The sequence below is a fragment of the Rhizobium sp. B21/90 genome (assembly GCF_019355815.1).
Lineage (GTDB): Bacteria > Pseudomonadota > Alphaproteobacteria > Rhizobiales > Rhizobiaceae > Rhizobium > Rhizobium rhododendri.
The window spans coordinates 928,451-941,940 of record NZ_CP072163.1 but is presented as its reverse complement, the minus strand read 5'-3'; the positions used below and the strand labels follow the sequence as shown (position 1 = coordinate 941,940).

9 protein-coding genes are annotated in these 13,490 nt (G+C 60.7%); 5 read left to right on the top strand and 4 right to left on the bottom strand.

Annotation, left to right across the window (positions count from 1 at the left end):
* Positions 1 to 137: 137 nt before the first annotated feature.
* The 3 genes from J5278_RS22445 to J5278_RS22435 all read left to right on the top strand — a co-directional run bounded on the left by J5278_RS22445 (position 138) and on the right by J5278_RS22435 (position 3,311).
* Positions 138 to 2,081 carry a hypothetical protein gene (locus J5278_RS22445; RefSeq protein ID WP_209186381.1) on the top strand — a complete coding sequence of 648 codons (1,944 nt, stop codon included), beginning with the start codon at positions 138 to 140 and terminating at the stop codon, positions 2,079 to 2,081.
* A 22-nt stretch (positions 2,082 to 2,103) separates the two neighbouring features.
* Positions 2,104 to 2,322: a hypothetical protein gene (locus tag J5278_RS22440; protein WP_143123160.1), complete on the top strand. Its 219-nt coding sequence runs from the start codon at positions 2,104 to 2,106 to the stop codon at positions 2,320 to 2,322.
* 104 nt (positions 2,323 to 2,426) lie between these two features.
* Entirely contained in the window at positions 2,427 to 3,311 is an 885-nt protein-coding gene (locus J5278_RS22435) for an MBL fold metallo-hydrolase (RefSeq protein ID WP_143123159.1), read from the top strand.
* 101 nt (positions 3,312 to 3,412) lie between these two features.
* Here the strand turns inward: J5278_RS22435 and J5278_RS22430 are convergent, their stop codons facing one another.
* The 3 genes from J5278_RS22430 to J5278_RS22420 are packed head-to-tail and all read right to left on the bottom strand — an operon-like array spanning position 3,413 to position 8,164.
* A complete protein-coding gene (locus J5278_RS22430) occupies positions 3,413 to 4,873 on the bottom strand; it encodes an aminotransferase class V-fold PLP-dependent enzyme (RefSeq protein WP_219258353.1) in 1,461 nt (486 codons plus the stop codon).
* Positions 4,873 to 6,417 carry a hypothetical protein gene (locus J5278_RS22425; protein ID WP_209186384.1) on the bottom strand — a complete coding sequence of 515 codons (1,545 nt, stop codon included), beginning with the start codon at positions 6,415 to 6,417 and terminating at the stop codon, positions 4,873 to 4,875. Before J5278_RS22425 ends, J5278_RS22430 begins: the two co-directional genes overlap by 1 nt.
* 34 nt (positions 6,418 to 6,451) lie before the next feature.
* Positions 6,452 to 8,164: a RimK family alpha-L-glutamate ligase gene (locus J5278_RS22420; protein ID WP_219258352.1), complete on the bottom strand. Its 1,713-nt coding sequence runs from the start codon at positions 8,162 to 8,164 to the stop codon at positions 6,452 to 6,454.
* A gap of 486 nt (positions 8,165 to 8,650) precedes the next feature.
* Here J5278_RS22420 and J5278_RS22415 point away from each other — a divergent pair, with 486 nt between their 5' ends.
* Together J5278_RS22415 and J5278_RS22410 are read left to right on the top strand one after the other, a co-directional pair.
* Positions 8,651 to 9,769 carry a porin gene (locus J5278_RS22415; RefSeq protein ID WP_142830867.1) on the top strand — a complete coding sequence of 373 codons (1,119 nt, stop codon included), beginning with the start codon at positions 8,651 to 8,653 and terminating at the stop codon, positions 9,767 to 9,769.
* Positions 9,770 to 10,312: 543 nt separating this feature from the next.
* The gene (locus J5278_RS22410; RefSeq protein WP_209186388.1) at positions 10,313 to 11,863 is read left to right on the top strand and encodes a bifunctional diguanylate cyclase/phosphodiesterase; all 1,551 of its coding nucleotides are present in this window, start codon (positions 10,313 to 10,315) and stop codon (positions 11,861 to 11,863) included.
* A gap of 40 nt (positions 11,864 to 11,903) precedes the next feature.
* Here the strand turns inward: J5278_RS22410 and J5278_RS22405 are convergent, their stop codons facing one another.
* Positions 11,904 to 13,448 carry a DHA2 family efflux MFS transporter permease subunit gene (locus J5278_RS22405; RefSeq protein WP_374108313.1) on the bottom strand — a complete coding sequence of 515 codons (1,545 nt, stop codon included), beginning with the start codon at positions 13,446 to 13,448 and terminating at the stop codon, positions 11,904 to 11,906.
* Between the last annotated feature and the right edge of the window lie 42 nt (positions 13,449 to 13,490).

Here is a 13,490-nt window from a genome sequence, read left to right as displayed (position 1 = left end):
GCAGCGGTTTTGCCGTAGCAGCGATCTCTTTCGTCAATAATTTAAAACAAAAGAGATCGATCATTACCTTGCCTTGAAAGCCGTATCGTGTGAACAGGTTATATATCCTGAGAGACAGAGACTTGTGGAAAGCAACCATGAAGTTCAAACTGCATACCTTCGGTCGCTTAAGACTTGTTGATCGCGTCGGTGATGTTTCTTTTCCTGAAAAAGCTCTTTTAGCGCTCTGTTATCTTCTTGATACCAAGCAGATGGAAGCAAAGCGCGAAGATGTGGCCGCGTTACTGTGGAGTGGCTCAAGTCAATCCGGCCTGCTCGCCAACATGCGCAAGCTCATCTCCCGGATCAAGGACAGGCAGTTCGAACTCGGTGTCGAATTCCTGACGTTTACCGACAAGACAATTCGCGTGGAGATCGGCTCGCTCGATTTCGACCTCACATCCATCGACACTCTGGAAGACGAGGACGCGGTCCGCTCCCTGCACCGGATGTTGAATGTCATTGGTCCGGAGTTTCTCCAGGACTTCGTGCCCATGGACACACTGCTCGACGCCTGGGTCGAGGAAAAACGCAAGGGCTGTTCAGACCGGTTGCTGCGGGCGTTCAAACGCGCCTTGCCGATGCTCTCGGCCCGGGGCTGCGACGACGCGATGCGGACAGCCGCGCTCCGCCTATTCACGCTCTACCCTCAGGACGAAGAGGTCCAGCGCTTCCTTCTCGAATGCTCGGGGAGCGAGGGTAGCCTGGAGGGTTTGTCATCCGGCGCGAGCCTGAAGGAGGAGACGCCATCCGGCTCTGCGGATGCGGGGCAAGACCTGCTTTCGCTGGATCTGGCGGGCCGGATGTTCAACAAGCAGTTTGCGGAGGCCCGCGCGTTGCTGCTGGCTCGCCCGTCGCCGTTCCTGTCTCCCTACGGCGGCGGCCATCTCAAGCTGCCGCGTCTGGCACTTCTGCCGCCGCAACTCGACAGCGGAAATATTGTCGCGACGCTGCTCGCGGCCTCCCTGATCGAGGACATCACGATCGGTTTCGGCGCCCTGAAAAGCGTGCGCGTGATCGCACCCCACACGGCTGGCCAGTTTTCCCGCGATCCGGACAAGGCTGCGACATTCGCCCGCCATTCCATTTCCTATATCCTAGATACCCGGATCAGCTACGACGAGGAGGTTTCGCTCTTTGCCCAGCTGATTTCCTTTGCCAATGACGAGATCGTCTGGGCTGAACGTTTCAGCCTCGATGCCTCCAACCTGACGCGCCAGAGGCGGGAAATTTCCAAGCGTATCGCGGTGACCGTTGCCTCGCAGATTGAGCGGGACGAGCTGTCACGGGCTTATTTCGAGGCCAGCCCGGAGGCCTATCACAGCTATCTGGTTGGGCAGCGTCATCTCAAGGATCTGACATTGCCGAATCTGCGCCGGGCCCGTCGGGAATTCCGGTCCGCGCTGCAAACCAACCCGCATTTTGCTCCGGCGCTGAGCGGTATAGCGCGCACCTATTCCAAGGAGTGGTTGCTCACGGCGCGCGGCGACCAGGAATTGCTGGCCTCGGCTGCGGAGTTTTCCACCAAGGCGATTGCTGCCGGTGCAGATCTCGGCGGAGGGTATCGCGAGTTGGGAGTGGTCAGGCTGCTGCAGGGGGACCTCGACGAGAGCGTCGAGGCGATGAAGCTTGCCGAGAAGCTCAGCCCGCACAATGCTGATATTATCGCCGACCATGCCGATACGCTGGTTCATTATTCGCAGCCGGCGGCGGCGATGGAAAAAATAGTCAATGCCATCGACCTCAACCCGCTGACACCTGACACCTACCTTTGGACTGCCGCCGGTGCCAGCTACTGCCTCGGGAATTTCGAGGCTGCCCTGGCTTATATCGCCATGACGCACGACAAGAGCCTCACCAATAGGCTCTCTGCGGCCTGCTGGGCGATGCTCGGCGACATCAGGAAGGCGCGTTCCTTCGTGCGCAAGGCGCGGCAGAGCAATCCTGATTTCGATGTGGATAAGTGGCTTTCAGTCATCGCCATGAAAGAACAGTGGCAGAAAGATCTGTATCGCGAAGGCCTGCGAAAGGCTGGATTTTAAGCAGACACGAGAGGGGACATCGATGGCGAAAGTGGTTGTAATCGGACTGCCAGGAGAAGACGGCTTGTGGATCGCGGATCTTGCTGCGGGGACAGTGACCGCTCTTGCCGCACCGACTTCCGGAGCGCTCAAGCAAGCGAACGATCTTAGGGCGGCCGGCGCAACGGTCGTAAAAGAGGTCGATCTGGCTGTTGCCGTCAGCAGCACGGCCGACGTGGCCTCCGGTTTCCTCGACGGCTAGGGCCTCGTTTCCCGGGTTGCGCGGCGAGGTGGCAGAGGCTACCACAGTCAGGCAATCACACGCTGCAAGCCTTGAATAGGCCATTCGTAAAGAGGGGAACACCGATGAAAGCACTTTCACTCCTGGCAATGTTGAGCGCCTCCGTTGCCGGACAAGCCTTTGCGATAGAGACCGGGCCGGTTTCGGCCGAACCTGCGGCCAAGACATTCACCATCGGCAGCATCAAGGTGACCGCGCTGCGGGATGCTCAGTTCGTTGCAGCCAATGACGGCAAGCTTTTTGGCGTCGGGATCGGACCGGAGGCCGTTTCCAAGGTGCTGAAGGCAGCCGGACAGCCGACGGACCGCGTTACGCTCAGTGTCGACGGGCTTCTTGTGCAGTCCGGCAGCCAGAAAATCCTGATCGATACCGGCCTTGGGCCATCGGCGCACGGTGTTCTGCTGGAAAGCCTCGCCAAGGGCGGGAGCAAGCCCGAGGACATTTCCGACGTACTGATCACCCACGTTCACGGCGATCACATCGGCGGACTGGTAAAGGCAGACGGTTCTCTTGCATTCGCCAACGCGACGATCCGCATCTCGGCGCCCGACTGGACGTGGCTGCAGACCCAGCCGAAGATGGCCGCGCTGGTGACCGCCATCACGCCCAAGGTGAAGACATTCGCGCCTGGTGACAGCGTTGCCGAGGGCATCACCTCCGTGCCCATCAAAGGACACACCCCGGGTCATGTCGGCTATCAGATCGTCTCCGGCAAGAAACGGCTTCTGGACATCGGTGACACAGCCCATAGCTCCATTGTATCGCTAGCCGAGCCCGATTGGGCGATGGGCTTTGACAACGATGCAGTCGAGGGCAAGGTCAGCCGCCGGGAAATCCTGTCGCAACTCGCCAAGGATGACGAGCTGATCTTTGCACCCCACTTTCCGTTTCCGGGTGTCGGCCACATCGTGGCGGTAGGCGATCACTTCGCCTGGAAGCCGCAAAAGTAAACATGTTTAGCCGGCTCCACGCCTAGGTTTACCAAAAGCCGAGGCGGCGTGGTCTGGAATGCGGGTACTTTCCTGCATTCCACCTCGCTCAGACAGCCGTTTCAGTAGCCTTTGCCGGCCAGGTATCTGTCGATGATGTCGATGAAGGCGTCGATATCGGCGGATGTCGTCCTGTGGTTGACGATTGCGCAGCGCACTGCCAGCTCGCCGCCGACCGTCGTCCAGGACGGGGCAGCCAGGCCGGATTGCTGGAGGTCGAGCACCAGATCCCGGACAAAATCGGAACCTGCCCCGCGAACACCGAAGCAGACGATGTTCAAGGCGACCGGTGCCCTGAGTTCCAGCAGCGTGTGCCGCTCGATATGGTGGGCAAGATGGGATGCGAGTTCGCAGGTATGCGCAATGGAACTGCCGATGCGCTCCGTGCCGAGCGTTTCGATCGTCATCCAGGTCTTGAGCGCTCGAAAGCCGCGCGACAGATCGGGGCCGAGATCGCAGGGCCAGGTCTCACCGGCCGCAAGGCCGCGATCGGCGCGCTGGAGATAGGCCGCCGGCTGGGCGAAGGCCCGCTTGTGGGCGGCGCCGTCCCTGACCAGCAGAAACCCGGCATCATAGGGAACATGGCCCCATTTGTGAAAGTCCAGCGCCACAGAGGCTGATTTCTCGATGCCCGCAAACAGCTCTCGCAGATCGTGCGAAAGCACTGCCAAAGCGCCGATAGCGCCGTCGACGTGGAACCATAGATTTTCCTGGACAGCGATGTCGGCTATGGCAGAAAGCGGATCGATGGCCCCGGTATTGACGGTGCCGGCGGTGCCGACGACGAGAAACGGCAGGTGTCCGGCGGCCCGGTCGGCGTCGATCATGGTGCGCAAAACGCTGGTCTGCATTCGTCCGTCAGCGTCGACAGTCACCGTTCGCAAATTGGCCGAGCCTATGCCGGAAAGCTCCATCGCCTGGGCAATGCAGCCATGGGCTTCGCTCGAGGTATAGGCGACGAGTTGTCGGTCCCGATTCCGCAAGCCGTTTTGGCGGACGGAATGGCCGAGCGCCTCCGTTCTGGCGATGATCACAGCCAGGAAGTTGGCCATGGAAGAGCCGGTGAGAAACAGGCCGCTGGCGCCTTGGGGATAGCCGAGGGCCTCGCTCATCCAGCGGACGATCTGTTGCTCGACCTCCAGTCCGATATGGTCGCGGCCGCCGCAATTGAGGTTCATTCCGGCGGCGACGATCTCGGCCACCATACCGACGGGCGTACCCGCGCCATGGACCCAGCCCATGAACAGCGGATGCAGGTTGCCGGTGGCGAAGGGAAGGATGTGGGTGCGCACGTCATCGAGGATGTCGCCGAGTTCGCGAGGGTCTGCAGGCAACGGACGGGCAAACCGGGCGCGCGTTTCGGCTGCCGGCGGTTGCCAAACCGGTCGCTGCCGGACGGTCTCGATATGGCTGATCATGTCGTCCAGCATGCCGTGGGCGAGCGCGCGAAATTCACTCCAGTCCAGCGGGTCGAGGCTGGAGCGCTCAGCCGTTCTATCGCCGCGCGTATCCGCTTCCGGCATCAGAGAGCCCGGACATGGTGAAGGACGGCCGCCAGCTTGTCGAACACCGCATCGAGCCGCGATTCCACCGGATGGAATGCCTGGTGCAACGGCAGAGCAGCTGCCATGCGGGCCGAGACATCAAGCACGTCGGCCGCTGAAGCCGCGACCCTGAGGACCGTGCGAGATCCAAGCCGGACGGCTTGGCCAAGATGGCAAACCGGACCGTCGTCGCGCTCGCGCATGAGCAGGTGGATCATCTGCGAGTGCTCGAAGGAGGCAAAGCCGCCGGTGCGGTTGGAGATCGTGAAGGGCACGATCGTTCTTGCGTCGAGATGGGCGCCCTCATCGTTGGCATGCAGGCGGATACCGGCGACGCTGTCGATACGGGCGCGCACCAGTTTCACGAAATGGGCCTTGATGAGCGCCTGCTCGTCGTCCTGGATGACGGCGTAGCGATCGAGGGCGGCAGAGGCCGCCACCCATCGAAGGCCGAGACCGAGATTGAAGTGCGAGCCGAATGTGAAATCCATCTTTTCCCGAAGTGCCGATGGCCAGTCATGGGCTGCCGTGTAGGCCGAGAGGCCGGAAGGAATAGCGCTTCTGGTGGCGAGGGCCTCCCCGAGAGACGTCGGCACGAGGAGAGCGCCGGAAAAGGGTGGGCCCCCGACAAATTTCGAGCCAGTCAGTACGACGAGAAAACCGTCGGCAAGATCCTGCCGGATATCGGACGCCGAGCAGCGGAACTGGCAGGCATCGACGATCACATGCACGCGGCCGGGGGCAAGCAAAGCCGCATGCCGGGCTGCCTGCCGCGTCACGCCGGACAGGCCTGTCTTCGATGTATCGAGCACATGGACGAGCACGTCGCGGTCGCGTTTCAGCTCCCGTTCGACGGCGGCGATCATGGCATCGTCGATCTCCTCCTGACGACGCGGTTCGCCTTCGCCGTTGCGGATGGCCACGGTGCACACCTCGATCCGCTCGGGATCCAGGCCTTCCAGCGGCTTTCCGGCTTCGACGGTGCTGCCGAGGGCAGCAAGATCCGAATAGTGGCATCCGGATGCAGCCCGGGGCACGCCGCTGCCGGTCTCTTCCGGCGCAACGAGAATATTGGTGAGGGGCCGCGCGGAAAGCCCTGCAAACAGGCAAAGGGCCATCAACTCCGCGTCTGTCCCGGAGGCTGCCAGAATGATCGTGGCGTCGGTACAGCCAAGGCTGGTGGCGATGCCCTTACGGATATCGGCAAACCATCGGTCGATCGCAACCGGATCTGCTGACTGGCGATCGACGAGCCGCTCGAGAGCGATCCCGGCCGCGCGGAACCCGTCGCCTGATACGTTGCTGGCCGTCGTCGACGAGAACGAAATTTCGTGCTCGGCGGGCGTCGTCAGTGTGCCGTAGCGGTTCCGTCGATGGACGGGATCGGGCGAAATGCGCTGGTCGCCGCCAGCCCCGAGCAGCAATGGAACGGAGGCGAGCGATTGCCCGAGAAACGCTGTTTCAGCCGGCGTCGATGACGGGTCGACTGGCATCGGTAGGATTAGACGCTGACTTGCAGCCATGATGGTCTCCGGAATTTGGCTGCGAACGACGGCTTCAGAGGATCGGCTCGTCGACCGCCACGGCGCCGGCGATATAGGAGATTTGCATTTCGTGCTGGATCAGCGGCGCAAGATCACGGGCGCGCTGGGTGAACTCCAGCCCGCAACGGTCGACATATGCGCGGTCGACGCGTGCGCTCGAGCCGGGGTCGATGATCTTCTCGCCGTCCCAGAAGACCGCATGCCCGGTGTCGGGGACCGTCGGTGAGACGACGCCGATGATCCCGGGCTTGTCCCACAGCATGTAGATACCGCTGAGCAGGACGAGGCCGCATGCGTTGGCGACGCCGCGCATGATGGAGTGGCTCATTGGGCCGCCCAGAGGGAACCGGGGGTCGCTTTTTATCGCCATGTCCTGGATGTCTTCGTAGGTCCTGCCGGTAAACATCGCCAGCGCGCAGATCAGGCAGTCGTCGTCAGTCCTTTGGTAGACAGCCGGTTTTCCCGTATGGGCACAGGTGACGTCGGAGGCGGAGGTCGCGCGCAGCATGCGATCTCTCAGGGCGCCTTCGAAGGCTGCGAATAGCTTGGTCGTCGCCTGCTTCTTGTAGGGGAAGACCTTTTCGGAATCCATCGAGTGGACGATCATGGCGACGTCGGCTTCGAACATCAGCAGACGTCCGTCCGACAACTCGGCGCAATCGATGGCGAAGTAGTCAAGCCCGAAGCGGCGATGCAGGGCGTCGAAGGCTGCTGCGTGGCGGACGGCGAAGTCGGTGTCGAAATTGGCCATACAGCGGCCTTCTTCCTCGCGACGCTCCGCATGCTCAGCCATGCCGGCGCTGAGGTAATGGACCATCCAGTGGTCGGAAATCGCCAGGTGGCTGGCATAGGCCTTGCCATTGATGAACGCGATGCGCTGTTTGCGGAACTTTCCGTCCTCGTCGCTGTAGTCGATGAAGGGCGTCAGGTAGAATTCGGTGTCGGCGTGCGCGGCGAGATAGCCCGAAAGCTCCCAGCGGGCCGAGATTTTCTCCATGCCCTTGCCCGCATGCGTGCCGTGTGGCCGGACGATGATCGGAAAGCTCGTTGCGTCGAGGATGGAGCCCAGTTCGATCTCGCCAGCAGCGAGCCGCTGAAGCTTTTGACGATCGACGCGAACGGTTGCAGGCGCGAGAACCCAGCGCTCGTCCCTGAAGGCATTGGAAACGCCATCCCTGGAAAGATCCATGATGGACTGCGGCGCATTGTTCAGGATCGGTCCCGACCAGTCGCGCAAAAGCCGCTTGAGGTTTTCGAGGACCGGGAGATTGTCCGTGGATTCACCAACCGCGACGAAGGCGACGTCATGTGCCGGGATATCGGAGAGATCCCGGGTTTCCGCGTCGACGTAATAGAGCAGGAGGTTGGTATCCGAATGCTCGAGCAGAAACTCGATCGGCGTATTTGCCATGAAATCGCCAGCCGTCATGAACACCAGAATGTCCAGGCCTGTGCCCTTGCCATTCTGGATCCGGTACTGGCGGCTGATATCGAGGGCAGCCTTCTGGCTGATGACGGCCTTTTCCTTCTCGCCCACCGTATGCAGGACGATCGAGGCATCCATGAAGGCGGCAGCGTCGCCGAGATCGGCAGAAGCCCGCTTCAGCAGCTGGTTCCAGAGGGGCGTGATGTCTCTCTGCTCATAGATCGCCCGCACGATCGGCGCCTTGCCGATGATCAGGTTGGGGTCCGCAAATGTCTGGATCTGAGCCGCTGCACCAATCAAACTCTCAAGCCTTCCACTATGCGGCGCGCCCCGCCTTGCCCGGCGTGGTTCCGCTTTCAGATACATGTTGTCACGATATTCGCTCCCAGCGCTTGCGCGAGCCTTGTCCGGGCTGCCTGAGCTGACGAACGATCGGATCGCCGCGTTTCAAAGCGCGCGCTCTGCTCGTTCGCGATTCGCAAGGACGGCCTTCCCCCCATGTCCGGTCGGAGGGCTCAAGGGCCCGAAATGCGTCTTCCGGGTGACTATTACAAAACGTAGTCGTGCTAGCCGTTTTCTAAATGTGTTTTCACAGCCGCGTCGCCGGAAATCGGCTCTTCCAGCGGCCCCGTTTGGCGAGACGGAAGTTGTGCGGCCACACCCTTTCGCCATAGCCTTGGTCCACGGGCGAAAGCTCCGGATAAAACAGGCTCCCACCTAGCAGGCTTCAGACCGTATCGACCCTCTCGATACAAGCGACCTGCACCGAAGAAATGGATTTTAAAGATGATGATTAAGGGTCTTCTCCTTGCATCGGCTGCCGCCCTCTCGGCATTCTCGGCTGCCAATGCGGCGGACGCAATTGTTGCAGCTGAGCCGGAACCGCTCGAATATGTTCGCATTTGCGATGCCTACGGCGCCGGTTACTTCTACATTCCAGGCACGGAAACCTGCCTGAAGATCGGTGGCATGGTTCGTACTGAAGGCGAGTGGAAAGATGCCTACCAGCCTGATCACAAGATCGGCACGCTTTGGCACACCCGCGCTGAACTCAGCCTCGACACTGCCAGCGACACCGAATACGGCGCGCTGAAGACCGACATGGTCATGCGTTGGGATTCGCAGGAAGGCGACAACTCCACAAAGCTGCTGTTTGCCAACATCAGCCTCGGCGGCTTCCTCGTCGGCAAGGCCGACTCGCAATTCTCGTCCTATCCGGGCTATGCTGGCGACATCATCCAGGACGACGTGGTTTCCTACGGCCCTGGACCGACGAACACCGAACTCAACCAGCTGACCTACACGTTTGATCCGGGCAATGGCTTCACGGCTCTCGCTTCGATCGAAGACAGCAATTCGAGCGGCGACACCTACTACGACTCCAGCTTCACCCAGAGCAACGGCAAAAGCTGGCAGATCTCCAAGAACGACCAGTACGTTCCAGACGGCGTTCTGGGCTTCGGCTTCAAGTCGGGCGCATGGGGCATCAAGGTTGTCGGCGGCTACGACTCGATCGTCAAAGAAGGCGCCATCAAGGCTCGCGTCGATGCCGATTTCGGCACCTTCTCGGCATTCCTGATGGGCGGCTGGAACACAGACGGCGACAAGCTCAACAAGTACGCTTCGGGCTATGTTACCGACGGTGCTTGCCCTGCGAACAAGGAAGAGCTTTGCGGCTGGGGTGACTGGGCAGTCTGGGGCGGTGGTTCTGCAACCATCAACGACAAGCTCAAGGCCAACGTTCAGGTCGCCTACACAGACTCGAAGATCTTTGCCGCTGCTGCAAACGTCAAGTTCCAGCCAGTCAAGGGCCTGACCGTCGAGCCTGAAGTCGAATACACCAACTGGGATTCGACAAACGAACACTCCTGGGCTGGTATCCTGCGTTTCCAGCGCAGCTTCTAATAGACAGCTTCTTTAAAGCAGTCTGAGCATGGCCCGGCTTTTGTCGGGCCATGTTTTTTGTGGTTCACAACGCATGACCGGCGTGCCACCGCGGCGGCTTTGCTGAACGCCATGACGCACGCCGTTTTATTAATGTGCACAAGCAGCCACGTCTCGCAGAAGATGTGATCCTGGTCGTGCTGCTAGCGCAGGAATGCGTTGCCGAAAACTTATGCTAGGCTAACAGTAACGATGCTACGCGCGACATTCCCTGCCGCTCAACGTAGCACACCAATTGGATTGACCTCCAATGGCGGAGGCCTGGTCTCCCTGGCCAGGCCTCTTTCTCCCCGCTAGATCCGGGTGAACCTCGGGCCTTCTGCAAAGCTGCCTCCAACGGTATGTTGGCTATCGGCGATCAGCTTGCGCCGGAAATGACCATCTTTCTCCGACGAAACACTTTAACCCCGCTGCAATATATATTCGGCAAAATGCATAAACAGCGGCGGGAGATGTATTCCGACGATCGGCATGAAGCCATTTTCCGTCTCCGGGAGTAGCTCTGTGCAATCACTGCGCCGAAATCGCGCCAAGGTCGAAGCAATCCTCTGGATTGCGACATTCCTGGTGATCTACGGGCTGGCCGTTCATTACAACGGGCACGAGACCCTCGATACATTTTTCCGCGAAAACGAGAAATACGATTTCGATGAGGTCTTTACGGCCCTGAATATTGGCGGCGCCCTGGGTCTGATCTATTCGCTGGTCCGCATAAAGGACATGGCGGAAGAAATTCGCCGGAGACATGCCGCCGAGAAAAATGTCGACTGGATTGCCTGCCACGATCCCCTGACCGAGCTCCCCAACAGGCGTTTTCTCGGCGCGGATGCGGCGACACGAGAAAACCTTGCCTGCAAGGATGGATACGCAGTCTTCAGCATCGACCTCGATGGCTTCAAGAAGATCAACGACCTTCTCGGCCACGATTACGGCGACCAGGTGCTGAAGATCGTGGCGGAGCGGCTTCGCTACATTTTTCCGGATGCCAACGTCTATCGCCTGGGCGGCGACGAGTTCCTTGTCATCACGGAGAGGATGGGAAATCCCGATCTTATCGCGGTGGGAAACCGCATCGTCAGCAATATCTCGAAGCCGATATCAATCAACGCTGCAAACGTCGACGTGGGTGCCAGCGTCGGCATCGCGCGGATCCCCGAGGACGGCGCCACCTTGGCGGAGGCTATCCAGCAATCCGACTGCGCGATGTATGCCGCGAAGAAAACAGGCCGCAACGGCGTCAGGACCTTCGTACCCGCCATGCAGACCGAGCTTGAAAAGCGCGTCCAGATGGAAGCCGACCTGAAGCGCGCCATGAAGGCGGGAAAAATCCGTCCGCATTACCAGCCGCTGGTCGATCTCAAGACCCGGGAGATCGTCGGTTACGAGGCGCTTGCGCGATGGGAGGTCTCGCCGGGTCAATTCATTCCGCCCAGCGACTTCATTCCGCTCGCCGAGGATAGCGGCCTGATTGTCGAACTGACCGACAGTCTCTTTCGAACGGCCTGCCGGGATGCTCTGTCCTGGCCAGTTGATACCGTGCTGTCGTTCAACATCTCTCCCGTCCAGCTCAGCGACAGGCTGCTGGGGCTTCGCCTGATGCAAGTTCTAGGAGAGGTCGGCCTTCCCGTCCACCGGCTGGAACTGGAGGTGACGGAAAGCGCGCTCATCCAGGATCCCGAGGCGGCCCGCTATGTCCTCGATCAGTTCACCAAGGCCGGCATCAAAATCGCGCTGGATGATTTCGGCACCGGCTATTCCAGCCTATCCCAACTGTCCGCATTCCAGTTCGACAAGATCAAGATCGACAGGAGCTTCGTCGCGACCTTCGAAAACAGCGACAAGCAGGACAAGGTCGTCAGGGCAATCATCTCGCTGGGAAGCGGGCTCGGCGTCAAGATCACGGCGGAAGGCATCGAGGAGGAGAGCCAGCTCCAGCGGCTGCAGGCCCTGGGCTGTGACATCGGCCAAGGCTACCTGCTAGGCAAGCCGCAGGCGATAGCCCAGCCTAACCTCATCCTCCCAAACGAGCGGCCGCAGACATCGTCCTCCCGCTGACTTCTGAGTACGATCTCACGGGCATGACGGGGTCATGCTCCTAGTTCCGTTTTGTCTCCGAGCGCACCCTGATGGCAAATGGGACGCAGGCCAGGGCGGCGAGGGTCAGGATGGCCACCATTGCCCATGCCTCATTGATGGACTGGGTGAGCGCTGCCTTCTCGACCAATGGCTGCAGCATGGATCGCGTGGCGTCGTCGATAGGTCCTGACGGGCGGGAGGTGAACATGTCGAGCGGTATGCCGACATAGGTCGCCGTGGCTACGTCTCCGGCGGCAAGCTTTTCCATCAATGCCGTACCGTGGCCCGGCGAGCGGCCGTAGATCACCGTGTCGATCAAGGCGAGGCCGATAGCACCGCCGAGGTTGCGCATCAGATTGAAAAGACCGCTGGCGTCGGGAACGCGGCTTTCGGGCAGGTTGCCGAGGGCAAGGCGCGTCGGTGGAAGCAGGCAGAACATGATCGCCACGCCACGGATGACCTGGGGCCAAAACATCGCGGCGGAATCGCTGTCCGGCGTCTGGAACGCGCTCATCCCGAGGCCGACGGCAAAAAGTGTGAACCCTGCTGCGGAGAGAAGTCGCGCCCCGACGCGCTGCTCGAGAAAGACGGCGATCGGCGCTGTCAGCAGTTGGGCCACGCCGGTGACCAGCATGATGGTGCCGATTTCGAGCGCATTGTGACCGCGCACGAACGCCAGGAACACCGGCATCAGATAAACCGATCCGAACAGTCCGATGCCGAGAACGAAGCTCAGGATGCAGCCGACCAGGAACGACCGGTCGGCGAAGTTTCCGAGGTCGACGATGGGCACCCCGGCTTTCAATGTCCGGCGCACGAACATCGAAAGGCTGGCGAGGCTGAGCACCAGCAGGCCCAGCACGAGGCCGGACAGCCATCCGCGCTGCGGGGCTTCTTTGAGGGCAATTTCGAGGGCCGCGAGTGCCACGGCCATCGCGAGCAGCGACACGAGGTCCAGAGTTTTCAACGTGCCCAAGCGCATCGTCGACTTCGGCAGCAGGAAGCCGGCGATACCGGCCGACAGGATGCCTGGAATGATGTTGATCAGAAACAGCCAGTGCCAGGAATATGTTTCGGTGATCCAGCCGCCGACGACCGGGCCGACCGTCGGGGCGAGAACGGCAAGAACGCCGGCGATGGTGGTGGCTATACCCTGCCGCGCTACCGGGAACAGGATGAAGACGGCAGAAAAAACAGCCGGAATCAGCGTGCCTCCGGAAAAACCCTGCAGCACCCGCCAGGCTATCAACTCCGAAAAGCTGTCGCTGGCGGCACAACCGGCCGAGGAGAGCGTGAACACCGTGACGGCAAGCACGAACAGCCAGCGCATCGTCAGGGTACGCGTCAACACGCCGGTCAGCGGGATCGCAATCACCTCCGCGATGAGATAGGCGGTCTGCACCCAGCTCATCTGATCCTGAGGAATATCGAGTGCGCTCTGGATGGTCGGCAGGGATGTCGCCACCACCTGGACATCGAGGATCGCCATGAACATGCCGACACACATGACGATAAAGCCCAGCCAGGTGGCCGTGCCGGTTGCAGTCACTTGAGATTGGCTCACTTTCGATCCTCCGCACGCCGTTCGTGCGCGATGATTGATATG

Bases quoted from the DNA above. Each gene is read 5' to 3' on its own strand.
- J5278_RS22430 (WP_219258353.1), bottom strand. From the start codon at position 4,873: ATGCCGGAAGCGGATACGCGCGGCGATAGAACGGCTGAGCGCTCCAGC.
- J5278_RS22415 (WP_142830867.1), top strand. From the start codon at position 8,651: ATGATGATTAAGGGTCTTCTCCTTGCATCGGCTGCCGCCCTCTCGGCA.
- J5278_RS22425 (WP_209186384.1), bottom strand. From the start codon at position 6,417: ATGGCTGCAAGTCAGCGTCTAATCCTACCGATGCCAGTCGACCCGTCA.
- J5278_RS22435 (WP_143123159.1), top strand. From the start codon at position 2,427: ATGAAAGCACTTTCACTCCTGGCAATGTTGAGCGCCTCCGTTGCCGGA.
- J5278_RS22440 (WP_143123160.1), top strand. From the start codon at position 2,104: ATGGCGAAAGTGGTTGTAATCGGACTGCCAGGAGAAGACGGCTTGTGG.
- J5278_RS22445 (WP_209186381.1), top strand. From the start codon at position 138: ATGAAGTTCAAACTGCATACCTTCGGTCGCTTAAGACTTGTTGATCGC.